The 25,440-nt window shown below is 72.9% G+C and carries 25 protein-coding genes; 13 read left to right on the plus strand and 12 right to left on the minus strand.

Features of this window, described 5'->3' with window-relative positions; all coding sequences use genetic code 11:
• Positions 1-38: 38 nt before the first annotated feature.
• Positions 39-497, minus strand: coding sequence for a hypothetical protein (locus tag BGP03_RS27165; protein WP_296369129.1), 459 nt, complete (start codon positions 495-497; stop codon positions 39-41).
• Positions 498-688: 191 nt separating this feature from the next.
• Between BGP03_RS27165 and BGP03_RS27170 the strand changes: the two genes are divergently transcribed.
• Positions 689-2,146, plus strand: a complete 1,458-nt coding sequence (locus BGP03_RS27170; RefSeq protein WP_296369130.1) for a chloride channel protein — start codon at positions 689-691, stop codon at positions 2,144-2,146.
• On the opposite strand, the gene BGP03_RS27175 is transcribed toward BGP03_RS27170, so the two are convergent.
• A complete protein-coding gene (locus BGP03_RS27175) occupies positions 2,072-3,178 on the minus strand; it encodes a putative sulfate exporter family transporter (RefSeq protein ID WP_296369133.1) in 1,107 nt (368 codons plus the stop codon). The genes BGP03_RS27170 and BGP03_RS27175 overlap by 75 nt on opposite strands.
• Entirely contained in the window at positions 3,175-4,551 is a 1,377-nt protein-coding gene (locus tag BGP03_RS27180; RefSeq protein ID WP_296369135.1) for an MBL fold metallo-hydrolase, read from the minus strand. The genes BGP03_RS27175 and BGP03_RS27180 overlap by 4 nt, the downstream gene beginning before the upstream one ends.
• A 34-nt stretch (positions 4,552-4,585) precedes the next feature.
• On the opposite strand from BGP03_RS27180, the gene BGP03_RS27185 reads away from it, so the two are divergent.
• Positions 4,586-4,756, plus strand: coding sequence for a hypothetical protein (locus tag BGP03_RS27185; protein ID WP_296369138.1), 171 nt, complete (start codon positions 4,586-4,588; stop codon positions 4,754-4,756).
• Positions 4,757-4,776: 20 nt separating this feature from the next.
• Here the strand turns inward: BGP03_RS27185 and BGP03_RS27190 are convergent, their stop codons facing one another.
• On the minus strand, positions 4,777-6,969 hold the full coding sequence (locus BGP03_RS27190) for a M20/M25/M40 family metallo-hydrolase (protein ID WP_296369434.1): 2,193 nt from the start codon (positions 6,967-6,969) through the stop codon (positions 4,777-4,779).
• 397 nt (positions 6,970-7,366) lie between these two features.
• On the opposite strand from BGP03_RS27190, the gene BGP03_RS27195 reads away from it, so the two are divergent.
• Positions 7,367-8,782 (plus strand): alkaline phosphatase family protein, encoded by a 1,416-nt coding sequence (locus BGP03_RS27195; protein WP_296369139.1) that lies wholly within the window; start codon positions 7,367-7,369, stop codon positions 8,780-8,782.
• On the plus strand, positions 8,779-9,327 hold the full coding sequence (locus tag BGP03_RS27200; RefSeq protein ID WP_296369140.1) for a hypothetical protein: 549 nt from the start codon (positions 8,779-8,781) through the stop codon (positions 9,325-9,327). Before BGP03_RS27195 ends, BGP03_RS27200 begins: the two co-directional genes overlap by 4 nt.
• A gap of 9 nt (positions 9,328-9,336) precedes the next feature.
• Here the strand turns inward: BGP03_RS27200 and BGP03_RS27205 are convergent, their stop codons facing one another.
• Complete coding sequence (locus tag BGP03_RS27205) at positions 9,337-9,765, minus strand: MarR family transcriptional regulator (RefSeq protein WP_296369142.1); 429 nt, start codon at positions 9,763-9,765, stop codon at positions 9,337-9,339.
• 225 nt (positions 9,766-9,990) lie between these two features.
• On the opposite strand from BGP03_RS27205, the gene BGP03_RS27210 reads away from it, so the two are divergent.
• On the plus strand, positions 9,991-10,491 hold the full coding sequence (locus BGP03_RS27210; protein WP_296369144.1) for a hypothetical protein: 501 nt from the start codon (positions 9,991-9,993) through the stop codon (positions 10,489-10,491).
• Positions 10,492-10,604: 113 nt separating this feature from the next.
• Here BGP03_RS27210 and lgt read toward each other — a convergent pair whose 3' ends face one another.
• On the minus strand, positions 10,605-11,447 hold the full coding sequence (lgt, locus tag BGP03_RS27215) for a prolipoprotein diacylglyceryl transferase (protein ID WP_296369146.1): 843 nt from the start codon (positions 11,445-11,447) through the stop codon (positions 10,605-10,607).
• A gap of 319 nt (positions 11,448-11,766) precedes the next feature.
• On the opposite strand from lgt, the gene BGP03_RS27220 reads away from it, so the two are divergent.
• From BGP03_RS27220 to BGP03_RS27255, 8 genes are all read left to right on the plus strand, one after another.
• Positions 11,767-12,087 carry a hypothetical protein gene (locus BGP03_RS27220; protein ID WP_296369149.1) on the plus strand — a complete coding sequence of 107 codons (321 nt, stop codon included), beginning with the start codon at positions 11,767-11,769 and terminating at the stop codon, positions 12,085-12,087.
• 1 nt (position 12,088) lies between these two features.
• Positions 12,089-13,291, plus strand: a complete 1,203-nt coding sequence (locus BGP03_RS27225) for a phosphodiester glycosidase family protein (protein WP_296369151.1) — start codon at positions 12,089-12,091, stop codon at positions 13,289-13,291.
• Between the two features lie 39 nt (positions 13,292-13,330).
• Positions 13,331-14,632, plus strand: a complete 1,302-nt coding sequence (locus BGP03_RS27230; RefSeq protein ID WP_296369153.1) for an alpha/beta hydrolase-fold protein — start codon at positions 13,331-13,333, stop codon at positions 14,630-14,632.
• Between the two features lie 98 nt (positions 14,633-14,730).
• Positions 14,731-17,247, plus strand: coding sequence for a DUF2156 domain-containing protein (locus tag BGP03_RS27235; RefSeq protein WP_296369155.1), 2,517 nt, complete (start codon positions 14,731-14,733; stop codon positions 17,245-17,247).
• Between the two features lie 74 nt (positions 17,248-17,321).
• A complete protein-coding gene (locus tag BGP03_RS27240) occupies positions 17,322-18,095 on the plus strand; it encodes an SGNH/GDSL hydrolase family protein (protein WP_296369159.1) in 774 nt (257 codons plus the stop codon).
• Positions 18,092-18,568 carry a DUF1707 domain-containing protein gene (locus tag BGP03_RS27245; protein WP_296369161.1) on the plus strand — a complete coding sequence of 159 codons (477 nt, stop codon included), beginning with the start codon at positions 18,092-18,094 and terminating at the stop codon, positions 18,566-18,568. The genes BGP03_RS27240 and BGP03_RS27245 overlap by 4 nt, the downstream gene beginning before the upstream one ends.
• 11 nt (positions 18,569-18,579) lie before the next feature.
• Positions 18,580-18,831, plus strand: a complete 252-nt coding sequence (locus tag BGP03_RS27250) for a hypothetical protein (protein WP_298800652.1) — start codon at positions 18,580-18,582, stop codon at positions 18,829-18,831.
• A gap of 102 nt (positions 18,832-18,933) precedes the next feature.
• A complete protein-coding gene (locus BGP03_RS27255) occupies positions 18,934-20,112 on the plus strand; it encodes an alpha/beta hydrolase-fold protein (protein WP_296369165.1) in 1,179 nt (392 codons plus the stop codon).
• A 12-nt stretch (positions 20,113-20,124) separates the two neighbouring features.
• On the opposite strand, the gene BGP03_RS27260 is transcribed toward BGP03_RS27255, so the two are convergent.
• The 6 genes from BGP03_RS27260 to BGP03_RS27285 all read right to left on the minus strand — a co-directional run bounded on the left by BGP03_RS27260 (position 20,125) and on the right by BGP03_RS27285 (position 25,346).
• On the minus strand, positions 20,125-20,805 hold the full coding sequence (locus BGP03_RS27260; RefSeq protein WP_296369167.1) for a mechanosensitive ion channel domain-containing protein: 681 nt from the start codon (positions 20,803-20,805) through the stop codon (positions 20,125-20,127).
• 32 nt (positions 20,806-20,837) lie between these two features.
• Positions 20,838-21,458 carry a DedA family protein gene (locus BGP03_RS27265; RefSeq protein WP_296369169.1) on the minus strand — a complete coding sequence of 207 codons (621 nt, stop codon included), beginning with the start codon at positions 21,456-21,458 and terminating at the stop codon, positions 20,838-20,840.
• Positions 21,455-22,285 (minus strand): phosphatase PAP2 family protein, encoded by an 831-nt coding sequence (locus tag BGP03_RS27270; RefSeq protein ID WP_296369172.1) that lies wholly within the window; start codon positions 22,283-22,285, stop codon positions 21,455-21,457. Before BGP03_RS27270 ends, BGP03_RS27265 begins: the two co-directional genes overlap by 4 nt.
• Positions 22,272-23,174, minus strand: coding sequence for a DMT family transporter (locus BGP03_RS27275; protein WP_296369174.1), 903 nt, complete (start codon positions 23,172-23,174; stop codon positions 22,272-22,274). Before BGP03_RS27275 ends, BGP03_RS27270 begins: the two co-directional genes overlap by 14 nt.
• Before the next feature lie 205 nt (positions 23,175-23,379).
• On the minus strand, positions 23,380-24,153 hold the full coding sequence (locus BGP03_RS27280; protein WP_296369176.1) for a glutamine amidotransferase: 774 nt from the start codon (positions 24,151-24,153) through the stop codon (positions 23,380-23,382).
• Entirely contained in the window at positions 24,150-25,346 is a 1,197-nt protein-coding gene (locus BGP03_RS27285) for a Mur ligase family protein (protein WP_296369178.1), read from the minus strand. Before BGP03_RS27285 ends, BGP03_RS27280 begins: the two co-directional genes overlap by 4 nt.
• Positions 25,347-25,440 lie beyond the last annotated feature (94 nt).

Genomic DNA, 25,440 nt, shown 5'->3' on the forward strand with positions numbered 1-25,440 from the left:
AGGCGGGCGATCGCGCCGACCGGTGGGACGGGTCGCCGTCAGCCGTTCGGGGCGGTGGCCGATCCGGTCGGCACCAGAGCCGTCTGGCAGCGCGCGTCGAGTGTGTCGATCAGCTGTAGAACGTGGTCGATGGCTGCCGTGCCGTCGCGGCCCGTGCGGGCAGCTTCACGGAGCTGGGCGACGGAGTCCTTCAGGTCGGCGAACACCGCGTGCAGTTGTTCGTTCCGGGTGGACAGGCGGCGGTCCATGCGGGTCTCGGCACGGTCGGCGGCCGCGATGACGGCCGCTCCCTTCGCGCCTCCGGCGGCGACGACAGCCTGCGACAGGTCCTCGAGGGTCTGTGTGCTCTTCAGGCAGTCCTGTGTGTCGAGGGCCAGTCGGTCCGTAGCCGCGAGCGACGGGCCGGTCTGAGGTGACCTTGACACCGGCGGGGCCGGGGTGGGGTCCTGCCACTGCGCGAAGATCAGCACGGCGGCGATGACCGTGGCGGCTACCACTGTGGAGCCGATCAGCCGGTCGCTCCATCGGACCGGTCCCGATCGGGTCCAGGCTCCACGTCGGCGAGGCGCCTTGCTGCTCACGCCGGTTGATCGCCGGCGTCGTCGCCGGTGTTACGTGTTCGAGGCCGCACGCCAACAAGGTACGGACATTTGTGGCCTCCGAGCTCGGCGCGTCCTACGGTGTGGGCATGCCCGATCCCGCGGATCGCCCGTCGGAACGGGTGCGGGTGCCCCCACCGCTGATCTCGCGTCGGATCGCCTCCGGGCGTGGGGCCACGGAGCAGCCCAACGCCGGTGGTGACGGTGAGGCCGCCCTGACCCCGCGGTTCTGGGGGGCGGTGCTTTTCACCGGTGTGGCGGCGGGGCTGTTCGGGGTGGCGATGATGGCGCTGCTGACCACCGTCGAGCACATCGGGTTCGGCTACGACAGCGGCAGCTTCGCCTCCGGGGTGGAGCAGGCGTCCGGGCTGCGAAGGGTGGTGGCGCTGCTGGTGGCGGGGGTGATCGGGGGTCTGGGCTGGTACCTGTTGCGGCGCTGCACGAAGGGCCAGCGGGCCGAGGCCGACGAGGCCGCGTGGTTCGGTTCGGCGCTGTCGTGGCCGCGCAGCCTGGGCACGTCGGTGCTGTCGGAGATCGTGATCGGGCTCGGGGCGTCGCTCGGGCGGGAGGCGGCGCCGAAGCTGATGGGGGCGGTGTCGGGCAGCGTGCTGGCGCGCTGGACGGGGATGGACGCGGGCCAGCGACGGCTGCTGGTGGCGTGCGGGGCGGGTGCCGGGCTGGCCGCGGTGTACGACGTGCCGCTGGCCGGGGCGCTGTTCACAGCGGAGATCATGATCGGGGTGATCACGCTGCCCGTGGCCCTGCCGGCGCTCGTGTGCTCGGGGGTGGCCACGGTGACGGCGTGGGTGTACCTGCCGGCGCAGGCCACGTACCTCGGTGTCCCCGACTACGCGTTCACCCCGTCGGCGCTGGTGTGGGCGATGCTGGCCGGGCCGGTGATCGGGCTGGTGGCGGTCGCGTTCATCCGGATGGTCGCGGTCGTGTCGCACCACCGGGCGAGCGGGAGGCTCGTGCTCGTCGCGCCGCTGGTGGCGTTCGGGGTGCTCGCCGGGGTCGGGCAGGTGTTCCCTCAGCTGTTCGGCAACGGGAAGGGCATCGCGCTGGATGCGTTCCTCGGCACGACCGGGGTGTGGTTGCTGCTGGCGCTGTTCGTGCTCAAACCGCTGGTCACGGCGCTGTGTCTGGGCAGTGGTGCGTCGGGCGGGCTGCTCACGCCGACGCTGGCCACCGGGGCGGCGCTTGGCGGGTTGCTGGGGATCGTGTGGTCGGCGCTGTGGCCGGGCACGCCGGTGGGGGTGTTCGCGCTGGTCGGGGCGGCGGCGATGCTCGGGGCCGGAATGCAGGCGCCGCTGACCGCGCTGGTGCTGGTCCTGGAGCTCACCGGCACCGGGTTCGGGCTGACGGTGCCGCTGGTGGTGGCGACGGCTTTGGCCACCGCGGTCGCCCGCCGGGTGGACGGGTACTCGATCTACTCCGGGCGGCTCGCCGCTCTCCCGTCGTCGGTCGGGCGTTCAGAGGGTGCCGGTGAGGGCCTGCAGTCCGAGGCTCGCGGCCGCGACCAGCACCCACAGAACCGCGCCGAGTAGCAGCGGACGGACCCCCGCGCGCCGGATGTCGCCGAGGCGCAGCGTCAGCCCGATCCCGGCGAGGGCGGTGGTGATGAGGAACGTTCCGCCGAACGTGAGCGCCGAGTGCCAGCCGGCGGGGACCAGACCGGCCGAATTCAGGGCCGCCGCGACGACGAACCCGACGAGGAACAGCGGGACCAGCTTCGTCCACGGCAGCGCCCGCAGGCTGAACCCGCCCTCACGCCGCTCTCCGCCGGACTCGCGGTGGGCCACCCACAGCGCCAGCGCCGTCACGATAGGAATGATCATGAGACTGCGGGTCAGCTTGACGACCACCGCGTACGAGCCGGCGTCGCCGCCGTAGGCGTAGGCGGCGGCGACCACCGAGGACGTGTCGTTGATCGCGGTGCCGGCCCAGAGGCCGAACGCGTGGGGGTCGAGGTGGAGCAGGTGCCCGATCTGGGGAAAGGCGAGCACGGCGACGATGTTGAAGGTGAAGATCGTGCCGATGGCGTAGGCGACCTGGGAGTCCTTGGCCTTGATGACGGCCTGGGTCGCGGCGAGGGCCGACGCGCCGCAGATGCCGGTGCCGACGCCGATGAGCAACTGTGTGGGCCCGCGGACCCCGAGCAGCCGGCCCAGCCCCCAGGCCCCGAGCAGCGCGACGGCCAGGGTGCCGAGCATGACCGGCAGCGACGACGCCCCGACCTGCGCCACCTGCTGCAGCGACAGGGTCGCGCCGAGCACGACGATGGAGGCCTGCAGGACGGGCCGGGAGGCGAAGGCGAGCCCGGGGCGCAGCGTCTCGCCGGGCCGGAGCACGGCGGCGACCAGCACCCCGAGCACGATCCCGAACACCGGCCCGCCGACGACCGGGACCTCGATGCCGGCGAGGGTGGCGACGACCGCGACGGCGAGGGCGACCGCGAGCCCGGGCAAGCCGTGGCCGATCCGGCTCACCCTGGTCGTCGGCGCCGCTCCGGTCGGGAGGTCGTCGCCGTCGATGGGAGTGGTCGTGGTGGTCCCGGCCGGACGCGTGCGGGGTGTCATTCGGCACTCCTCGTGGTCAGGCCGAGCTCCTGGGCGTGGGGGAACTCGTCGGCGATGAGGACGACGTCGAACCCGGCGCGGTCGAGCAGGCCGGCTCCGATGGACGCGCGGTAGGCGCTCTGGCAGTGCACCCACAGCTGCCGGTCGGGGAGCTCGTCGAGTCGTGCGGCGAGCTGGGGGAGTGGGATGTGCAGGGCGCCGTGGATGTGGGCGGCGGCGTACTCGTCGTCGCGGCGGACGTCGACGATCACCGGGTCCTCGCCGCGGTCGCTGCGTCCGGCGTGCAGGTCCTCGAAGGTCGCGGTGGGGTAGCTGCGGGTGGGCTGGCCGTCGGCCAGCGCGTCGATGGTTCCGGTGGCCCGGCCCTCGGGGCGGTCGATGCCGATGCGGACGAGCTGACGCTGGGCCTCGGCGACCTGGTCGGGGTTCTCGCCGATGAGGGTGAGCGGGGTGCCCCACGGGATGACCCAGCCGAGCCACGTGGCGAACTGCGGGCCCAGGCCGATGCCGACGCTGCCGGCGATGTGTTCGGCGGCGTAGGCGGTGCGGTCGCGCAGGTCGACGACCCACTCACCGGCGGCGATGCGCTTGGCCAGCTCGCGGGGTTCGAGGGTGGGCAGCGGCGAGAGGTCGACCGCGGCGGGGCCGGCCAGGTTGGCCGGGGCCATGTGGGCGTAGTAGGCGGGGTAGGCGGTGAGGCCGGCCACGAGCCGGGCGACGAACGCGTCCTCGTCGGGTTCGAGCAGCGCGTCGTTGCGGGTGCGCTCGTCGGCGATGGTGCCGTCGCGGCCGCCGGCGGCCGGTCCCGCAGAGCAGAAGCTGCCGAAGCCGTGGGTCGGGTAGACCGCGGCATCCCCCGGCAGGCTCTCGGCCAGGTGTCGGGCGGAGTGGTACTGCGCGCGGGTGAGCTCGTCGGTGCGGTCGGCGTCCACCAGATCGGTACGCCCCACGCTGCCGTAGAGCAGGGATCCGCCGGTGAACACGGCCGGTGCGGCGTCGCTGTCGGCGCCGCTGACCACGTACGCGAGGTGGGTGAACGTGTGGCCCGGAGTGGCGATCACGCGCACGGTCATCGTGCCGACGGTCAGCTCGTCGCCGGCGCGCACGGCGACCCGGTCGAAGGAGACGGGGTCCTCCGCGTTGACGACGTAGCGGGCGCCGGTGCGCGCGGCGAGCTGGTAGCCGCCGGTGACGTAGTCGTTGTGGATGTGGGTCTCGACCACCATCTCCAGGACGAGGCCGCGTTCCGCCAGGAGGGCCTCGATGCGGTCGATGTCGCGCTGCGGGTCGACGACCACGGCGGCAGCACCGTCGTGCGCGAGGTAGCTGCGGTCCCCGAGCTCCTCCGTGGCGATCACTTCGACGTTCAGCATGCGGACCCTCCGTTGAAATGTCCGGACATATAAAATGACAGTAGGTCTCGGTGGTGGCCCGGTCAACCAGATCGCGGCACATCACGGTGCGGCGATAAGCGAGCAGGCACTGGTCGACGTGGCGAACCTCGACGTCGCCGACGCCTCACCGTCGTGCGGCTCTCGCGATCTTGACGTCGCCGCCAACACCTTCGGCGTGATCTGACCGGTCCCGATGCGGGACTGTCAGACGGTGAACTCGCGGGTGGCAGAGGTTTGCCCGGCCAGCGCGGACATGGTCACCCAGCTCGCATCGGGTGGCAGGCCCGGGGCGCCGGCATCAGCGGGCAAGGTGCCGTAGAGAGCGATGACCCTGACGGTCAGCGGCCCATGCGTGGTGAATGTCATCTCGATGCCGTCGGCGGGCGGCGCAGCGTAGCCGGCGCCCCATCTCCCTCCGACGTTCGTGCCGCCCGGCAACGCGATGCCGCCGACGGTCGCACCCTCGATCGCGTCGCCGTAGACGTAGACGTAGCTGGCGCCCGGACCTGCCTGGACGCGGACCGATGTGTCGCGGGCTCCGTCGGACCGGCGGCGGTCGCCCAGCTGCTGCAGTGTCGGCACCACGACCGACCGCGTAGGACGAGCAACGGTGGCCAGGACGGGCCGCGGTGGCAGGTTCGGGAAGCTACCGGTGGGCAGCGTCACTCGTTGCGCCAACAGGGGCGCGACCATGGGTTCGTCCGGCTCGCCGGTCGTCACCCAGTACGCCCGACCGGTGTCGCCGTCCACCGCGTAGCCCAGACTGACCGGGCGCGGCCTGCCGATGTCGAAGCCGTCCACACCCAGACCGACCCCGACCAGTGTCACCGCTGCCACCAGGACGAACGACTGCATCACGGTGAACACGCGCGGCGTGAACGGCAGCAACGACAGGGCGGTCGCGCCGAACAGCACGGCCGCGACGAGTGGCGCCGCCGCCAGTGAGATGCCCAGTAGGGGGAACAGCAGCAGCACGATCGGCACGACGAGCAGCATCGCGGGCGCTGCGGCCGCGCCTGCCGCGATCGCATGCCACGGTGAGCCCTCGCCCGCCCAGCGTTGCGCGGCCGCCATCGCCGACGCCCCGATCACCGCCGGCCAGGTGAACAGGTACGCCCCTCCCGGCGCGACGGCGGCCGTCACCAGCGCGAGCGTGGCAAGCCAACTCAACGACGCGAGAGCTACCTCGGCGACCGTTGCTCGGCGGCGGGCCCAGCGGTACCAGATCGTCAGCGCCACGAGAGCGAGCAGGGTGAAACCCGTCGCGTAGTACTGCGACCGGTAGGTGTCGCCGATGTAGAGCAACGCGTACAGCGGGCGGACGGAGAGGAGAAACAGCCACAGTGCGATTCCGATCGCCGCCGCTGCGATCACCGGCCCCAGGAACGACGCGGCGACGTCACCGATCCGACCCGGTCGGGCGCCGCGGCGGCGGTGGGACCAGATCGCGGCGACGACGGCCAACGCCGCCAGCAGGGCCAGCGGCCACACCAGCCACGCCGGGTAGTGCACGAACAGGCCGAGCACCGTGAAGTAGCTGTCGTCTCCGTCGGGCAGTGCGCCGAGATCGCTGCCGCCCAGCTCGCGCACCGCGGCCAGGACCGAGGCGCCCATGTCCTGCACGCTCGACGCGTCCAGGTGTGCGAGGTCGTCGTGCTGGGTGTGGTAGTTCGCCGATCCGCCGACGAACGCGAAGTTGAGCCCGCGTAACCCGGCTTCGCCGAAGACGGTCAGGTCGGTGTAGTTGGGCAGCAGCTCGTAGATGTCATCCGACACCGAGGTCGCGAGCGCGCCGCTCGCACCGGCCGCGCGCATCAGCCCTGCGTTCGCACCCACCGTCTGGAACATGATCGCCGGGCCGGATGTCCCCCTGGCCTCCATGTTGACCACCGCTGTGCGCCTCGGATCGGCGGCGCCACCGGAGTCCACGTAGGCCTGGGCGCCGAGGTCGCCGACCTCCTCGCCGTCGGTGAACAGGATCTCCACGTCGTTGCGCAGGGGTGGCGCCGCCTTCAGCGCACGGACGATCTCCAGGATCGCGGCGACGTTCGAACCGTCGTCGGCAGCGCCGGGCCCCGACGCCACCGAGTCGTAGTGCGCGACCAGCACGATCCGTCCGCTGGGCGCAGAACCGGGAAGCCGTGCTCGGATGTTGGTGACGGTACCCACGACATGCAGTTGGTCTGCATGAGCCCGACCTGCCACCCGGGTGTCGGTCGACGGTCGGAGGCCAAGCCCTCGCAGCTGGTCGACCAGGTAGTCACGGACCTTCTCGTTCGCGACAGATCCGGCAGGATGCGGGTCTCCCACGATCGGCCCCAGGCGGGTGATCGCCCGCTGCGCGGAGAACTCGGCCTCCGGAGCGTCCCTCCCGGCAGCCGCCGGCGGCAGAGTCATGAAGGCGGCCAGTGCGCCCAGCCCGGCGATCACCAGAAGCGTGACAGCCGCGCTCAGCCCGTTCCTCGACGACACGGGGTGATCGAAACTCGACGGGCGAGGTAGCCGCAACGCCGCATGATCAGCCGTAATCCCACGTTAAGGTGTTCAACGGAGTCGGCATCGACCACTAGATCATGTCAGTTTCGGTCGCAACGTCGCAATTCACGGGGTTCTGGCCCAGGCGTCTGATTGATCGCATTCTGAGGAAATATTCATCTTGTCGTCGCTTGTTCGCCGACGGTAGACCTGTTGTCACCCGATCGGGGTCGGGAATGCTGTGCCAGCCAGCCGGGCGGGCGGCGTTCGGCGGATGCAAGCGGAGGGTCTGTCACCGATGGCGGGAATTGCTGGACGCATGACGCGGTCCCGGTTCGTGGCACTGCTGATCGCGCTGCTGGCCGCGGCGGGGCTGGCCGTGGTCGCCCCGGGGGTGGCCCAGGCACGCGACGGCCGCGGCGACGTGCCGAGGGTGGGGCACGTGTGGACGATCATCCTGGAGAACAAGTCCTACGAGGCGACGTTCACCGGGCTGAACCAGAACGACTACCTGTGGAAGACCCTCCCCAGCTACGGGCTGCTGCTGCGCCAGTACTACGGCACCGGCCACTTCAGCCTGGACAACTACATCTCGCTGGTCGGCGGCCAGTCCCCGGCACCGGACAACCAGAACGACTGCCCCACCTACGTCGACGCGAAGCCCGCCACGAAGGCCGCCGACGGCCAGGTCAACGTGTCGTCCGGGTGTGTCTACCCCGCGTCGGTGCCCACGCTGTTCAACCAGCTCGACCAGGCGCGGGTGCCGTGGAAGATCTACGCGCAGGACATGGGCAACACCCCCGGCCGGGAGGACCCCTACCACTGCGGCATCCCCGGCAACCCCGCCGGCGCCGGCGTCCCCGACCCGCCGAGCGCCACCGCGCAGGACCAGTACGTGGCCAAGCACAACCCTGCCCCCTGGTTCCACTCGGTGACCGACAACCCGAACGACTGCAAGAACGTCGTGCCGCTCGACGGGCTGCCCGCCGCCACCGGGCACCCCGCCGTCAACGGTCTCGCCCAGGACCTGGCCAGTGAGAAGTCCACGCCGCAGTTCTCGTGGATCAGCCCGAACAACTGCTCCGACGCCCACGACGCCACCTGCAAGGGCGACAACCTCTCCGGGGACCCGAACAACCACCAGGGCGGGCTCTACGCCGCGGACTTGTTCCTCGAGAAGGTCGTCCCGCAGATCATGGCGTCGCCGGCGTTCCAGAAGGACGGCCTGATCCAGGTGATCTTCGACGAGGCGTTCCCGCCGTACAAGATGTACGGCAACTCGATCGCCGACTTCGCCGGCAACGCCACCGCATCGCTCAACGTCCCGACCGACGTCTCGCAGTCGGTGGTGGCCTGCTGCAACGAGCTGCCCGGCCCCAACACCGCCCAGCCCGGCTTCCAGGCGTTCGGCCAGGACACCACCCCCGGCGGTGGCATCACCGGTGCGGTGTTCATCAGCCGCTACATCACCCCGGGCTCGATCAGTGACCAGCCCTACAACCACTACAGCTGGCTGCGCAGCACGGAGGACCTGTTCGGGGTGCGCAAGGGCGGCAGCGACGGCGACGGGCACCTCGGGTTCGCCGGAGCAGACGGCCTGCGTCCCTTCGGTGCCGACGTCTACAACAACCCGTCGGGCAAGGCCCTGCCGCCCGCGCCGTCGGGCACCGTCGTCTACCCGGCGACCGCCAGCTCGGACGACCCGGCGGTCCCGGCCGTGCCGGCCCCGAAGTGAGGAACGGTGTCCCGGCGCTCACGCTGGTCGTCCTGCTCGGTCTCGCCGGATGCTCGGCCGGGGCGGCGCCCGACGATGCGGCTTCGGTCGTCGCCAGGCTGGGGGCGGTCCCGATCCCCACGGCGCCGGCCGTCGCGCCCGTCGAACGGGCCGACGCCGCCCATCCCCAGGTCCTCGCCATGGGCGAGCCGGTCGACGCGACGGTGCCGGGAGGCGCGGCGCGGGTGAGCGTGCTGGGGCCGGAGATCACGCCGGCCCCGAGCCCGACCGGTCCGCCTGAGCAGGGTTCGGCCGCGTTCACCGTGCAGGTCGCCGCCGGCTCGGGCACGGTCGCGGTCGCGGCGACGGACCTGTCGGGCCGTGACGACCACGGGCGTGCCCTCGTCCTCACCTCGATGGGGCCCGCCACGGCGGTGTCGGTGCCGGGAGCGGCACCGGCCACCCTGCGGGTCACGGCGGAGGTCCACGCCGGCGCGGCCCAGATCACCTGGCGCCACGCCGGAGCCGCGATGGCGCTGTGGACCTTCAACGCGGAGCTCGACTGAGCGTCTGCTTCAGCCCGCGCCGAGCACGCGTAGAAGGGACTGCAGGGCCTGGCGCGTGGTCGCGACACCGTCGGGATCGATGAGCTTCAGCGCGGTGGCTTCGGCGCGCGTCGCGATCCGAGCTGCGCGCTCCACTGTGGACAACCCGGCCGGGCTCAGGGTCAGGGCTCTGGGCTGTCGCGAGGGACCGTCGGCACGCTCGATGAGCCCGGCGGCGAGCAGTCGCTGAACGAGGGTGTTGACCGCTTGCGGACTCGTGAGCAACGCGCGGGCGAGGTCGGCGCCGGACAGTCCGGGTCGGCTCGCGATGTGGGCCAGAGCGCTGAACTGGCGCAACGTGAGGCCGATGTCGGCCAGTGCGCTGTCCACGCGTCGCTCCAGCAGGTGTCCCACCTTCGCCATGAGATAGGTCAGGTGGCTGTCCGGGTCGATCCGCATCGCAGGTGGGGGAGCCATGCCGTTTCGCTCCGCGGTCGGTGCCGGCGGGCCGGGTGTCTGCGAGGTGCTCGTCACGCGCTCGATCGTGCCGTCTCGCCCGGCCCTCTGACAACATGCTGCTACTCTGTCAATATGTTGTCAGTGAGGAGATCTCGCGGACCTGCTGATCGCAGCTCGACCAGCTCGACATCGACCGAGCTCGCGCACGTGGTCATCACGGGACTGGTGACCCTCGCGCTGGCCGTGGCGGTCGGGCTGGTGGTCGGGGTGACGGCAACCCAGTGGCTGGCCCTCGGCGTGGGTGGGTCGCTGGTCCTGTGGGTGGGCGGTGCGATCAGTGGTCAGGTACTCATGGCCCGTCTGCTCGACGGTGGCGACGGCCGGCGCGTGCTGGACTACCTGCGGTTGCTGATGTGGATCATCCCGCGCTTCTATGTGCCACTGGGGCTCGTCGCGCTCGGGTGCGGCCTCGGCCTCGTCGTGCAAGCCGGCGCGTCGTTCGGCAGTCCGGTCGTCGCCGTCCCGCTCGGTCTGTACCTGGTGACGGCGGTGGCCGGCTCGGCCGTCAGCGCGCCCGGATACCTGCGCTTGATGACATTCGCCTCCACCCACGGCCCGGACCACCCGGACGTCCGGCGCCGACTTCTCCGGTTGGCATGGCTCAATCGCGTCGAGCTGGGCCTGGTGGTCGGCGCCGGATTCGTCCTCTTGGCCAGCGCCATGTGATCGCGTTGTGAAGGCGGGCGCTCGATGTCGGCCCCGTCGGGACATCGTCCCGGCCCGATCCGATTGCGCTGTGGACGTTCGATGCCGAACCGGACCGCGTAGGCCGGAGGGCACTAACCTGTGCGACCTGGTGTCGTCGGACGATCGGCGGTGCCGGCTCGTGTCGTAGGCGACGCGCGTAACGCCACGAACCCGGCGGCGGCGATGAAGACGACGAGGCTGGTCCAGTCGTTGAGCCGCAGGCCCAGGAAGTGGTTGACGTGGTCGACGCGTAGCGCCTCGATCCAGGCCCGGCCCACGGTGTAGGCGGCCACGTAGAGCGCGAAGAGCCGCCCGTTGTTCAGGATCCAGCGTCGTCCCGCCCAGATCAGCAGGACCGCGACACCCACGTCCCAGAGCGACTCGTAGAGGAACGTCGGGTGGTACGTCGCGATGAGCGGGCTGTCCGGCGGGCGGTGGGCCGGGTCGATCTCCAGGGCCCACGGCAGGGTGGACGGTCCTCCGTAGAGTTCCTGGTTGAACCAGTTGCCCCAGCGTCCGACGGCCTGGGCCAGGACGAGGCCGGGCGCCATGGCGTCCGCGAAGTCGGCGAGCCGGATGCCGCGGCGCCGGCAGCCGATCCACGCCCCGACCGCGCCGAGGGCCACCGCGCCCCAGATCCCGAGCCCTCCGTCCCAGATGTAGAGGGCGCGGATGGGCTGCTGCCCCGGGGCGAAGTAGAACTCCGGGTCGGTGATGACGTGGTAGAGCCGTCCGCCGACGATGCCGAACGGCACGGCCCACATCGCGATGTCGACGACGTCGTCGGGATGGCCTCCGCGATCGGACCAGCGTCGCCGCGTGAGCCATACCGCGAGAATGATGCCGGCGAGGATGCACAGCGCGTAGGCGCGGATCGGGACCGGCCCGAGGTACCAGACCCCTTGGGCCGGGCTGGGCAGGTAGGCCAGAGACACGCGTCCTCCAGATGCTCGGCCTCCATCGTGACAGACGCGGTCGTGACGCGATCCGACACCGCGGGCGATGGCCGCGCGGGTGATGAGGGCGTTCTCATCCGGCGTACATCCTGGGCCAATGCTCGGCGGCGGAAGGTGGTGCAGTCCCACCCGGCCCTCAGCGGAGGTAGACCCGATGAGCATCACCGACCAGCGTGCGGGAACGCGTGCGACGCAGCGGTCGTCACCGTCTCGGTGTGATCATCGGGTCTCGCTGCTCGGTGGGAGGGCCACCGGTCGCTACCGGCGCCGCGGCCGGTGGGCAGTCACGTCGGCCGGTGTGCAGGCACGCCCGTCGGACCGGGAGCTCGCGTTGTCGAGCTACCTGGACGTGCTGCGCGCCGAGCATCTGCTGCCGCTGTTCGTCGACGTGGCCGACCCGCACCCCTTTGCCCGGCGCGGCCTGGACGTCCACCGCTACGCCGCGGAGGCGGTCCTGGACCCGGCGCGGTTCACCCTCACCTCGCCCGGTCGTCGGGAGCTGGCCCGCGACGTGCTCGAGGCCCGGGACCGGCTGGTGGTGCTGCCCGGCTGTCGCGACACGCCTGCCGGCGAGACATGGGCGGCGGCGGTCGCCCTGCGCGCCGGATCGGTGGCCTGAGGTGCTGCTCCAGGAACCCCCGCGCCCGGCCGCCGGAGCGCCCCGTCACCGCCGCCGTGGGCGGCGCCCGCGCCTGATCGTCGCGGTGGTGTTGGCGCTGGTGCTCGGGACGGCCGGTATCTCCTACACGCAGGCGTTGACCTTCCCCGGCGACGCGAGCTGGCAGGTGCGCACCGTCGAGTGGGTGCGCGACAACGGCGGCGCCGGGCTGGTCAACATCGTCGAGAACTGGTGGTTCGCCCACAACGTCCCGACCGGTACCGCCCCGGCGCCCGGATCACTGCCGACGGTCACCGGCAGCGGCGCCCCGGCCGTGGCTGCTGCGGCGCAGCCGCCCCGGTTGCCGCTGCTGAGCGGGGTGACTCCGCTGACCGGGGAGGGGGTCTGGGTGCCCAGCGCGCAGACGGTGGCCGGCGCACCGGTGATGGACACCGGCTACTTCCGGCCCGACCCGGCCTACCCGAGCCAGATCGTGGGAGCGGCCTGGCTCGACCAGTCGCTGACCTCCACCCGCCTGATCTCCGGCACCCGCGAGCCGGGCGGCACCTCCCCGGACGGCGCGCAGGTGCCCCCGCAGCTGCGCCCGACGCTGGTGGCCGCGTTCAACTCCGGCTGGAAGATGAAGGACATCTCCGGCGGCTTCTACGCGGCTGGACGGACCGCCGTGCCCCTGCAGGACGGTGCGGCGTCGCTGGTCATCGACACCGCCGGTCGGGTGACGGTCGGGCAGTGGGGCCGCGACGTCTCGATGTCGCCCCAGGTGGCCTCGGTGCGCCAGAACCTGAGCCTGGTCGTGGACCAGGGGCGAGCGGTGTCCGGGTTGGCCGACAACTCCAGCGGGGCGTGGGGGAGTGCGAAGAACCAGTTCCAGTACACCTGGCGCTCGGGGGTCGGGACCGACCGTTCCGGCAACCTCGTCTACGTCGCCGGCGACAAGCTGACGCTCGCCGGGCTGGCCCAGGCGATGGTCGAGGCCGGAGTGCAGCGGGGCATGGAGCTCGACATCCACCCCGGCATGGTCACCTTCAACACCTTCCATCCCGCGCCCGGCGGACCGTTCGGGCTCGCCGCGGCCAAGCTGCTTCCCGCGATGCCGCAGCCCGCGACCCGGTACCTCCAGCCCGATCAGCGTGACTTCTTCGCCGTCACGGTGCGTTCCGGGGCCGCCGCCCTCAGCTCGTCGGTCCCGGCAGGTTCCCGGTGAGCGTCCGGTCGCGTTGTCGCGCTGCGGCGGGGTGACGTGGTGCTGGACTGGTCGCTGGTCACCGGGGTGGTCCCCGCCGTGGTGTTCGTACTCGGGTGCGTCGCGATGGTCTTCCTGCTCTGGCCCCGTCCGGAGCGGCGGTGGGGGCGGACCGCGATGGTGGCGGCGACGGTGGCTGGCGCGGGGGTGGCGGCAGCGATGGCCGCGGTCGCCCTGGCGGCACCGTTCCCCGATCCGGTCCCGGCCGTGGTGTGGTGGTCGCTGGGCGTGGTGCTGTCGGCGGCGAGTGTCGCCGCGATGGTGGTGGCGACCCGCCCGCGCCGGCCCGAGTTCGGGTCGGCGGTGGTGGCGGCCGCGGTGCTGGTGGCGGTCGCCGCGGGTAGCCAGGTGAACGTATACTTCGCCCAGTTCCCGACGGCCCGGGCCCTGTTCGCGCTGCCCGCGGCCAACCAGGTCGACCTGCCGCAGGTCACCCGGGCGGCGTCGGTCCTGGTCACCCGGCCGTCCGGGGGCCCGCTCGACGCCGTGTGGCGCCCCCCGCCCGGCATGCCGGGCGCCGGCACGGTCTCGGAGATCCCGGTCCCGGGGCCGCTGTCCGGATTCCGGGCCCGGCCCGCCTGGGTGTACCTCCCGCCCGCCTACGCCGCATCGCCGCGACCCCAGCTGCCCGTGCTGGTGCTGCTGGCCGGACAGCCGGGTAGCCCGCGCGACTGGCTCGACGGCGGGCGGCTGGCCGTGACGATGGACCGGTTCGCCGCCGCACACGGCGGGCTCGCCCCCGTGGTGGTGGTACCCGACGCCCTCGGGTCGGCCATGGCCAACCCGCTGTGCCTGAACTCGCGGCTCGGGCAGGTCCAGACCTATCTGACCGTCGACGTTCCCGCGTGGATCCGCGGCCACCTGCAGATCGACCCGTCGCCGGCCGGGTGGGCGGTGGGTGGGTCGTCGGCCGGCGGCACCTGCGCGCTGCAGCTGGCGGTGAACCGGCCGGCGGTGTATTCGACATTCGTCGACATCTCCGGCCAGTCCGGGCCGACCCTGGGCGACCGTCCCCGCACGGTCGCCGCGGCTTTCGGTGGTGACACCGCCGCGTTCGCCGCGGTCGACCCGCTCGACCAGCTGGCCCGCAACCGCTACCCGGCGACCGCCGGGTTCCTCGTGGCCGGTACCGGGGACCCGGTGTACCGGCCCCAGGCGCAACAGGTGGTCGCGGCGGCCCGGCGGGCCGGCATGGATGTCCGGTACCGGGAGCTGCCTGGCGGCCATGACTGGCGGCTGTCGGGCACCGGGCTGGAGACCGCGCTCCCGTGGCTGGCGACCCGGCTGCACCTGACAGGGTGAGCTCACCCCACTCGAACGAGGAGCCGATGGCCCCGCCCGACCTCGCACCCACAGCACCGCCCGGACGGATCACGACCGGGCCGCGACCAGGGCGACCGGTGTCACGCATCGGCCACGCCGGGTGCGGATTCGCCCGGCTGGTGCGCCGGGCCCCGGTCACGATCTCGCTGGTCACCCTGCTGTGGGTGATCGGTGCCGCGACCGGGAGCATCGCGCACGGCCCGGCGCGCGCGCTGCGGGCCGTGATCGGGGCGGGGGTTCCGTCGCTCGCGGCCGGTCACTGGTGGACGCTCGTGTCCGGTGCGCTGTGGTGCGCCGGCCCGATCAGCTACGTCACCGCGTCGGTGCTGCTGCTGGGCCTGGTCGCGCCGGCGGAGAGCCGCATCGGTTCCCGCCGGACCGCGGTGTTGATGGTCGTGTGCCAGGCCGCGGGCTCGGGCATCGGAATCGGTGTGGTCGCGCTGACGGTGGCGTCGGGTGGGGACTGGGTCCGGCGCCTGGCCACCGACCTCGCCGTCGGGCCCTCCACGGCCGCGGTGGGTGTCCTGCTCGCCACCAGCTGCCGGTTCGGCCCGCTGTGGCGCCGCCGTGTGCGGGTCGTGCTGCTCGGGGTCCTGATGATGCTCACCCTGTACTCGGGTGCCCTGCACGACATCCTGCGCCTGCTGGGTGGCGTGACCGGCCTGCTGCTCGGTCCGGCCGCGCTCGGCCGGGCCCGTCGGCGGCCGCGGCTGGCGGTGTCCGGCCCGGAGACGCGCATGCTCGTCGCACTGGTCGTCGCGGCGTCGGCGATCGGTCCGCTGGTGGCGGCGGTGACCGGCACCGCGATCGGTCCGCTGTCCGTGCTGCGGTTCCTGGTCCTGCCGACGCTGCCGGACCCGGCCGCGGTCGCCGCGGTGTGCGCGGACCCGGCCAACGTCGAGGACTGCACGAGCCTGCTGTACCGGCTGCGCCTGGGTGGGGTGGGACCGGCAGTCATGTCGGTGCTGCCCGTGCTCGTGCTGCTGGTCCTGGCCGACGGTCTGCGCAGGGGCCGCCGCTTCGCCTGGTTCGCCGCCACCGGCCTCAACCTGGGGTTCGCGCTGCTCGGAGCAGCCCTGGCCGTGGTGACGACGAGCGTGCCGGCCGAGCGGCTCGTCGCCTTCGGGGGCGCGGCGGACCGGCAGTTCTACACCGGCGTGGTGACCAGCGTGGTGCAGCCGTTGCTGATCGTGGCGCTGCTGGTGGTGACCCGGAACCGGTTCCGGGTCCGGGCTCCGGCGGCCGCGTACCGCGGCCCCGGCCTGCTCGTGGCGGCGGTTCTCCTCGTGGTCAGCAGCGTCTACGTGCTGGGCGGCATGCTGGTGCGCGACCGCTTCGCGCCGGTTCCGGGGTGGGCCGACCTGGTCGCTGACCTGCCGACCCGCTTCCTGCCGCCGGGCTATCTCGGTGAGGTCGAGGTCGCGTTCCTGCCCACCGGCATGGCGGCGACGGTGCTCTACGAGTGGACCGGTGTGACGTTCTGGGGCGTGGCGCTGGGCGCGACGCTGTGGGTGCTGCGCCGTACCCGCACGGTCACCGGCGACGTCGGGGCCGCCCGCGACCTGCTCGTCCGCGGCGGCGGGTCGTCGCTGTCGTGGCAGACGACCTGGGACGGCAACAGCTACTGGTTCGACGCCGGGCGCCGCGTCGCGATCGCCTACCGCGTCATCGGGCGCGTCGCGGTGACCAGCGGGGAACCGTTCGGCGACCCCGCGGCGCGCGCCGGCGCCGTCGAGGGCTTCGCCCGGTTCTGCGCCGAGCACGCCTGGACCCCGTGCCTCTACAGCGTCGGCGACGCCGTCCGCGACCAGGCCGTCCGCCTGGGCTGGGATTCCGTCCAGGTGGCCGAGGAGACCGTGGTCCCGCTCGCCGACCTGGCGTTCACCGGGAAGAAGTGGCAGGACATCCGCACCGCGCTGAACAAGGCGGGCAAGGCCGGCATCACCGCTGAATGGATCACGTACTCGCGGGCGCCGCTGGTGGTGACCGACCAGATCCGGGCGATCTCCGAGGAGTGGGTCGCCGACCAGGGCCTGCCGGAGATGGGCTTCACCCTCGGCGGCCTCGACGAGCTCGCCGACGACGAGGTCCACTGCTTGATCGCCGTCGACGCCGACCGCACCGTGCACGGCGTCACCAGCTGGCTTCCGGTGTACGAGTCCGACGGTGGGCCGGCCACCGTCGTCGGGTGGACCCTGGACTTCATGCGCCGCCGCGACACCGGCGACGGCGCGACGGCGTTCCGCGGGGTGATGGAGTTCCTCATCGCCTCCGCGGCGCTCTGCTTCCAGAAGGAGAACGCACGGTTCCTGAGCCTGTCCGGGGCGCCGCTGGCCCGGCTGGACCGTGGCGGGCAGCCGGACACGCTGCAGCGGCTGCTGGACCTGTCCGGGCGTGCCCTGGAGCCGGTGTACGGGTTCCGGTCGCTGCTGGCGTTCAAGGCGAAGTTCCAACCCGAGTACCGACCCCTGCACATGGCCTATCCCGACGCGGCTGCGCTGCCCGCCATCGGAACCGCGATCGCCCGCGCCTACGTCCCCGACATCGGGGTGCTCGGCTCGGTGCGGTTGCTGCGCAGACTCCGGCAACACTGAACCGAACCGTCGTCGGCGGGCTTGCGCATGCTGCTCTCATCATCCGTTCATGGAGTCCCGTCCAGGATCGCGTCATGCAGAGCGAACGGGCATCGGGACGTCGTCGGCCGCGTCGGCTGGTGGCCACCGCCTTCGCAGCGGTTCTCGCCGTTGCCGCGGTCGCCGGTGCGGTGGTGGCCGGGATGGCGCCGAGCGCGGTGAGCGGCCACGCCACGGAGGTCGCCTCCAGCTCGTCCTCCCGCCCACTGCGGATCATGCCGCTGGGCACCTCGAGCACCGTCGGCGGCGGTAGCCCCCGGACAGCGGGTTTCCGCGGACCGCTGGAGGCCCTTCTCACCCGCGACGGCATCGCTTTCGACATGGTCGGGTCACAGCACTCCGGCCCGCCGTCGGTGCCCGACCTCGACCACGAGGGTCACGGCGGCTGGACGATGACGCGTATGCAGCCACTCGTCGCCGGGTGGGTCAGTGCCGCGCGGCCCGACGTGATCCTGCTGCAGGTGGGGACGAACGACCTGCTGTCGGGGGTCAGCGCCGCCGCCACCGCTCAGCGCCTCGACACCATGTTGGCCACCTTCCGGTCGGTGTCCCCGGCGTCGGTCGTCGTGGCAGGGGTGTGGGCGCCGCTGCCCACCCGGGCGGCGGCACGGGCGGCCTACACCCCCCTCGCGACCGACGTCGTCCGCCGCCACCGGGCCCGCGGCGAAGCGGTGACCTTCATGGACGCGGCGACCGTCCTGCGGACCGGTGACCTCTTCGACGGGTTGCACCCCGACGCCGCCGGCTACCGCAAGATCGCGGCGCTCTGGGAACGTCAGATCAGCTCCACCCGGACGGCTGCACGATGAGCAGGAAAGAGACGGTGACGATGACCGAGGAGAGCGCGTCGGTGGAACACACGAGCGGGCACGGCGCCACGGCGGCTCAGCCGGCCTCGACAGCCCCGGCGATGCGGGCCTCCGACGCCGAGCGGGCCGCGGCCGCGGACCGGCTGCACACAGCGCTCGTCGAGGGTCGGTTGGACATCGCTGAGACCGAGGATCGGCTCGGCGCGGTCTACGCCGCGCGGCTCAGGTTGGAACTGCCGCCCCTCCTGGCGGACCTCCCGGGGCCCGAACCCGCATCGCCGGTCGGCGGGTGGCCACCGGTGTGGCGGGCGCTCGTCGACCAGGCGTGGTCGTCCTCGGCCCGGGCCCGGGGTGTCGCGCCGGCTCCGCCGGACGCGGCGCAGCGGCGAGCGGCAACCATCGTTCTCACCGCGGCGGCGCTGTGGGCCGTCGTGTGCCTGCTCGCGGGCTTCGCCGCCGGGCTGCTCGGCTGATGGCGGCGCTGGTGAATCCCCGGTCCGCACCCGCTGCCGACGGCTCCCGCACCGGTCCGCCGAACCGGGCCCGGCGGGGGCGGGCGGTCGTGGTGGTGGCGGCGCTGTTCGCGGCACTGGCGGCGCTCGGGGGCGGTGCCGGGGTCGCGCTCGGTGCCGTGGCGTCCGTCGCCACGGAGCACCGGCACGACGGCGCCGTTCCCCATCCCGAGGGCGTGCAGGGTGAGGGCGGCGCGCCCTTGGGCACGGTGGATCGCGATTGATCGGCGAGTTCCTGCTTGCGCCGCTGCTGGACGCGCCGCTGATCGCAGGCCCGCTGCCGACGGCGATCTCGGCGGCCGGGGCGGTGGGCCGCGGTCTCGCTGGTGATCGGACGGGGGCGGCGGTGGTGGCTGCGCACGGTGGTGGTGTGCGTGGCCGCGGGCGCCGTGGTCGGGGCGCTGTCGGCCGCCGTGGTGGAGGTGGCGCGGCCCTTCCCGGACCCGTTGCCGCTGCGGGTGGTGTTCTGGGTCGCGGTGGCCGCCGCCGCGACCGGTCTGGCACTCGCCCGCCGCTCGATCCGGCGCCGGCGAGGTGTGGCCGTCGTGCTGGCCCTGCTGGCGGTCGTCGCGACGTCGGCGGTGAAGGTCAACGCGTTCTACGGGTATCGGCCGAACCTCGCCGGCGTCCTGGGGTTGCCGGCGGGCAACGAGGTAGATCTGGCCGACGTACCGCGTATCGCGCCGCTCGCCACCGCACCGGCCGGCCAGCCGATGTCGGCGGTGTGGCGCAGCCCGCCGGGCATGCCCCGCGGTGGACGGATCGCGCGTGTCGACCTCCCCGGCCGGGTGTCGCGGTTCCCCGACCGCCAGGCGTGGGTGTACCTGCCGCCCGCCTACCTGGCGTCCCCGCGACCGCGGCTACCGGTCCTGGTGATGGTCCCGGGACAACCCGGCGGGCCGGAGGACTGGCTCCTGGCCGGTCGCCTCGCGGAGGTCATGGACCGCTTCGCCGCGGCGCACGACGGGCTCGCGCCGGTCGTGGTCGTGCCGGACGCGACGGGGTCGTCACTGGGGAACACGCTGTGCCTGGACTCCCGGCTCGGCGCGGCCGAGACCTACCTCGCCGTGGACGTCCCGGAGTGGCTGACCGCGAACCTGCAGGTCGACCGCGACCGGCTGGCCATCGGCGGGTTCTCCTTCGGCGGCACCTGCGCGCTCCAGCTCGCGCTCCGCCGGCCGGATGTCTACCCGAGCTTTCTGGACATCGCCGGGCAGGCCGAGCCCACGCTCGGAGATCGCGCCCAGACCGTCCGCGCTGCGTTCGGCGGGGACGAGGCGGCGTTCCGGGCGGTCAACCCCGTCGACGAGCTGCGGAGGACCCGCTACCCGTCCGGGGCGGGGCTGTTCGCCGTCGGGCGCGACGACGCCGATTTCCGGAGCCAGGCGCGGGAAGCGGCGGACGCGACGCGCGGGGCCGGACTGACCGTGGGCCTCGTCGAGCTCCCGGGCGGGCACTCGTGGTCCATGGCGACCGACGCACTCGATCGTGCGCTCCCGCGGTGACCAGCGGCCGGATCACACCCCGTCCGGGGCGTCGTCCGTGCTGGTGTCGGGGAGGGTGCTGATCGCCGCTCCCAGCAGCGCTGAGTTCGGAATGTGGAGGTTCTCCCCGTCCATGTCGAGGATCGTGTACATCAGGCCCATCTCGACGACGTGCCCGTCGAGGGGCCCGCCCAGGGCACCGGAGTGCACGCGGACCCGGCCGCGGCCGATGAGGGGCCGGGTCGCGAGCAGGACGAGCCCGGCGAACAGGTTGGCCAGTGACTGCTGGGCGGCGATGCCGAGCACCACGCCGGTGAGGGCGCCGCCGATGAGCAGCTGCTGCAGGGGGATCGTCAACAGCCCGAGCACACCGAGGGTGACGACGAGGTAGCCGACGAGCTGGAACAGCAGCTTCGCCGCGCCTGCCGTACCGGCACCCGCACGGGTGGCCGCGGCCGCCACCTGGGACGCGATCGCGCGGGTCGCGATCACACCCAGGACGACGAACGCGACGGCGAAGCCGATGACGGTCAGTTTCGTGGACAGTTCGGGGGCGTGCAGGCCCCCGAGGGTGCTGCCGATGCTGAGCACGGCCGTGGCGAGCGCGGCCGTGCCGATGCCGCGGCGCAGCTCGGGACGCCACCGACGCCGGTCGGCTCCGATGCGGGGTACCTGGCTGTCGGTGCCGTCGCGAAGCGGGGTCGGGGTGGTCATCGTCCTCCGGTGGGTGGTCGGGGCGTCGGGCATCAGGCTTGGTTCACGGGGTGGGTCCGGCGTCGCGCACGCACCGTCACGTAACCGGCGGCGAGCAGCCCAATGAGTACCAGCGGCGCCCACGTCAGGTAGTGGCCGATGGTCGTGAGCGAGGCCGAGAAGGTGTAGCCGAGCAGAACGCAACCGGCGCCCCACAGCACTCCGCCGGCGATGTTCCAGGGCAGGAACGTTCGGAGGTAGGGCGTCCGGGTCATGCCGGCCATGCCGGGGGTCAACGCCCGCAGCACCGCGGTGAACCGGCCCAGCAGCACGGCCTTGCCTCCGTGGCGACCGAGGAAGTCCTCGGCGTCGGCCCAGCGTCGCGAACCGATGCGGACGCCCAGCCGGGATTCCCGCAGGCGCGGACCCAGGGTGCGGCCGACCTCGTAGCCGACACTGTCGCCGAGGACGGCGGCGAGCACCGCGACGGCGATCATCGGCCAGAGTCCGATGTAGCCCTGGTGGGCGGCGAGGCCCGCGACCAGCAGCGCGGTCTCCCCGGGGAACACGACGCCGATCATGAGCGCGGCCTCGGCGAAGGCGAGGAACCCGGCGATCAGGTACATCCATGCCCCGACCTGCTCGCCGGCCCGCTGCAGCAACTGCAGGATCATCGCGCCGCTCCGTTGCGGGGGAGACCGTCCACAAGATCAGCTTGGGAGGTCATCGGTGTGGCGACGGGTCGGAGGTGTCGGAACACGATCAGCGTGGTGACGCACAACGCCAGCCACGCACCGCCCAACAGCCACCCGGTGAGCACGTCGGTCATCCAGTGCACTCCCAGGTAGAGGCGGCTGGCACCGATCGTGACGATGCCGACCGCGGCGGCGAGAACCGCGAGCGTCTGAACGACCGGGCGGCGAACCAGCAGGACGATCACCGCGGCGAGCACCCCGAGCACCACCATCGAGCCGAGCGAGTGGCCGGACGGGAGAGCAGCCGTGTTCTCGGCGGTCAGCTGTTGTGCCACCGGCGGCCGGCCGCGGCCGTAGAGGTTCTTGAATCCCGTGATGAGCAGGCTGGACCCGGCTGCGGAGATCACGACCAGCGCGGCCTCCACGCGGTGCCGCAGGCGCCACAGGACCGCGGCACCGATCAGCGCCAGCACCCCCATCCCGACGGTGTTGCCGACGGTGCTGACGGCGATCATCACCTGGTCGAGCGCCGGATCGCGATGGGCGACGAACCACGCCCAGACCAATCGGTCCAGCAACCCGGCACCGGCGGAGTCGGCCACGGTGTCCACCACGCCGGCCTGGGCGGCGAACAGCAGGACCACCGCCCCGGTACCGGCCAGCAGCGGCAGACGCGTGGGCGCGGTCAGCAGCAGCGCGGGGACGGTGCGCCCGAACCGGGGCAGGACGAAGGCGAGGGTCGCGACGAGAACCCAGCCGGCGACGGCGACCAGAGCCATCGCGATCCCGATGTCAGCGAACCACATGGACAACCTCGAGTTTCCCGGCGGCCGGGGTGGCCGCGACGATGACGTGGGATGGGCGGGGACGGGTGAGCGCGCCGATGCCGGCGGCGGTGGCGAGCAGCCCGGCTGCGCCGAGCAGGACCCGGCCCGGTGTGGCGGCGAACGGCTCGCCCAGGAGGACGACCCCGATGATCACCGCGGTCAACGGGTCGGCCAGGTTGATCGTGGCTAGCGGAGCCCCGAGCCCGCCTGCGCGGTAGGCACGCTGCGCGACCGCGAGGCCGCTCACCGAGCCCAGGACGGCGACCGCGGCGGCGAGCGGGAACGGGCCTCCGGTCACGGCGACCCGAGCCATCCCCGAGCCGGCGCCGAACAGCACCGCCGCGGCGACGGCGTGGATCACCGGGGCGATCCGGTGTCCCTGCATGCGGGTACCGAGTGCGTAGAGCCCGGCGGCGCCGGTCGCGACCACCGCAGCGGTGGTCAGGATCACCGCTGCAGGGAGATGGGGGGTCGGGGCACCGTGGGGGGCGACACTCAGGACCGCAGCCAGCCCACCGACCGCGGCTGCTGCGGCCACCCATTCCCGGCGGGTCACGATCCTGCCGGCCATGCGGGCGCCCAGGGGCAGAGCGAGGACGAGCGTCAAGATCCCGAGCGGCTGGATCAGGCTCAGAGGACCCCAGGCGAGCGCGGTGATGTGCAGACCGGCACCGGCCACCGTCATACCGACGGCAATCCACCATCGGGGCCGCCGCAGGACCGACCAACCCGCCGTCGGACTGCCGCTGTCCGCCTGTCGGGACTCGCGCTCCTGCAGGACCGCCGAGCCGGCGAAACACACGGTCGAGAGCAGGGCCAGCACGACGGCGGCGCCGACGGAACCGGGCACGGCCACGGGCAGCGGCACGGTCATCTCCTCTCGGTCCGGGCTGGGGGGGCCGGCGGCGCCCCCGATCACCAGCGCACGCCCAGCAGGGCCAGGACCAGCAGAAGCGTCGCCCCGGTAGCGACCAGGACGAGCAGGACCAGGCGGGAAACGCTGCTCTGGGTTCCACCATGCGCCCCGGTCGATGAGAGGTTGATGAGTGACCGGTGTGGACGACGAGGTCTGCTCACCGTCGACCCGGCCGGGCTGCGCGGGGAGTTGCGCGGATCCGGCCCGTGGCGGCGAGGTACGTTCGACGCAGGGCCGGCAGATCGGGCACGTCGGGCATGTCGGCGTCGTCGAAGGGCGCGCCGGTGGCCCGCCACAACAGGTGGTCGGCCAGCGCGGGGTTGCGGGCCAGCGCCGGACCGTGCATGTAGGTCGCCACGATGTCGCCCTGGACCGCGCCGTCCACGGCTCCGCCCGGATGGGGGGCGCCGTTCCCGATGCCGGAACAGACCTTGCCGAGAGGGCGCGCGTCCGGTCCCAGGGTGGTGGTGCCGCGGTGGTTCTCGAACCCGGTCAGCAGTCCGACTCCCGGGACGTCGCACTCGCTCACGAGCTCACCGACGGCGCGGGCCCGTGCCGGAGCCGTCGACAGGTCGAGGAGCCCCAGCCCGTCGCGGCTGTAGCCACTTCCGTCGATGAGCGTGGTGCCGAGGATCTGCAGGCCGGCGCACACCGCGAACGTGACCGCCGAGCCTGACATGGCGCCCAGCACGTCGCGGTGCCCGGCCAGCCAGTCCACGGCGAAGACCTGGGCGGTGTCCTCCCCACCGCCCAGCAGGTAGATGTCGCAACCGGCCGGTGGTGTGTCATCGGCGAGTACCGGGACGATGTCGGCGTCGAGGCCCCGCCAGCGGGCCCGTTGGGCCAGGACGACGGCGTTGCCCGCGTCGGAGTAGGTGCCCAGCACGTCCGGGAGCAGCACCGCGATCGACAGCGCATCCCGTCCGTTCACTCCGCACTCCCGCGCTCGGTGTCGATGCGGCGGCGGATGCGGTGGAACGCGGTGTAGTTGGCCGCGACGTCGACCGGGCCCGGGGGAAGGGCATCGAGGGCGGCGATCGGGTCGGGGACGGTGGTGTGGTCGATCCCGGCGTAGGTGAGGCGGACGCCGAGGTCGGCAGCGCGCTCCCCGCTGGCGACCACGTGCCGGGAGACGAGGTTCTCGAAGGGGACGTCCCACAGCCAGGAGCTGTCGCGCCCGTCGGCCTCGCGGGCGTTGACGGCCAGCAGGACGGGATGCTCGCCGAGCAGGTGCAGCGTCTCCGCCCACCCCGCGGGATTCTTGGCCAGCAGCATCCGGGCCCGGCGACCGTGCAGGGTCGTCATGGCGTACCGTCCGGCAACCTCCGACGTCGTGGACATCGCGGCAGCCGCGACGTCCGGGTCGAGGCCCAGTGCGGTGGCGGTGGCGGTCGCCACCGCCGCGTTGCCGACGTTGAACGAGCCCGGCAGCCGCAGCGGCAGGGCGATCACCCGACCGCCGGTCACGGTCGATGCGCTCCCGGCCGTCCAGTCCGGTACTGGCCGGGTCAGCCCGCAGCCGCAGCGCCACGCCCCACCGCCGCGGTCGCGGTGCACGGTTCCGCCGCAGCGCGGGCAGGCGTTCGCGTCGCCCGTCCATCGGCTCCCGGCCGCGACCCACACGACCCGTGCCGTCGCTCCGACGGCCCAGACCACCATCGGGTCGTCGGCGTTGGCGACGACGACGGTGTCGGGATGCGCAGCGAGGGCTGCGCTCACCGCGGCGGCCACCGAGCGGACCTCGCTGCCGCGGTCGAGCTGGTCGCGGGTGAGGTTGAGTACGACGATCACCGCCGGTGCCACCGCGTCCGCGACGTCGGCGAGGTGGAGCTCGTCGACCTCGAGCACCGCGACCGGCGCGGCGGGGTCGGCCATGAGGGCCGCGACCGCGCCGTCGGGCATGTTCGCCCCGGTGGCATTGTGGGCGACCGGCCCGACCGTGCGGAGCGCGGCAGCGAGCAGGTGGGCGGTGGTGGTCTTGCCGTTGGTACCCGTGACGAGCACCACCTGCCGGCCGGCGGCCAGCCCGGCCAGCGCCGACGGGGCCAGGGCCATCGTGACCCGGCCACCGATGATCGCCCCGGCGCCGAGCCCGACGTTCCGGGAGATCGAGGACGCGGCCACGCCGGCCCGGACAGCCCCCCGGAGCCACAGACCTTGGCGCCGGGGGGACGGCCGGGTCGGGGTCGATCCGACGGCCTCCGTCACCGACTGGGGC

It is taken from the genome of Pseudonocardia sp. 73-21 (assembly GCF_001899645.1).
GTDB lineage: Bacteria > Actinomycetota > Actinomycetes > Mycobacteriales > Pseudonocardiaceae > Pseudonocardia.

Bases quoted from the DNA above. Each gene is read 5' to 3' on its own strand.
- BGP03_RS27170 (WP_296369130.1), top strand. From the start codon at position 689: ATGCCCGATCCCGCGGATCGCCCGTCGGAACGGGTGCGGGTGCCCCCA.
- BGP03_RS27175 (WP_296369133.1), bottom strand. From the start codon at position 3,178: ATGACACCCCGCACGCGTCCGGCCGGGACCACCACGACCACTCCCATC.
- BGP03_RS27180 (WP_296369135.1), bottom strand. From the start codon at position 4,551: ATGCTGAACGTCGAAGTGATCGCCACGGAGGAGCTCGGGGACCGCAGC.
- BGP03_RS27185 (WP_296369138.1), top strand. From the start codon at position 4,586: ATGACAGTAGGTCTCGGTGGTGGCCCGGTCAACCAGATCGCGGCACAT.
- BGP03_RS27190 (WP_296369434.1), bottom strand. From the start codon at position 6,969: ATGACTCTGCCGCCGGCGGCTGCCGGGAGGGACGCTCCGGAGGCCGAG.
- BGP03_RS27195 (WP_296369139.1), top strand. From the start codon at position 7,367: ATGACGCGGTCCCGGTTCGTGGCACTGCTGATCGCGCTGCTGGCCGCG.
- BGP03_RS27205 (WP_296369142.1), bottom strand. From the start codon at position 9,765: ATGCGGATCGACCCGGACAGCCACCTGACCTATCTCATGGCGAAGGTG.
- BGP03_RS27240 (WP_296369159.1), top strand. From the start codon at position 17,322: ATGCAGAGCGAACGGGCATCGGGACGTCGTCGGCCGCGTCGGCTGGTG.
- BGP03_RS27245 (WP_296369161.1), top strand. From the start codon at position 18,092: ATGAGCAGGAAAGAGACGGTGACGATGACCGAGGAGAGCGCGTCGGTG.
- BGP03_RS27260 (WP_296369167.1), bottom strand. From the start codon at position 20,805: ATGACCACCCCGACCCCGCTTCGCGACGGCACCGACAGCCAGGTACCC.
- BGP03_RS27265 (WP_296369169.1), bottom strand. From the start codon at position 21,458: ATGATCCTGCAGTTGCTGCAGCGGGCCGGCGAGCAGGTCGGGGCATGG.
- BGP03_RS27270 (WP_296369172.1), bottom strand. From the start codon at position 22,285: ATGTGGTTCGCTGACATCGGGATCGCGATGGCTCTGGTCGCCGTCGCC.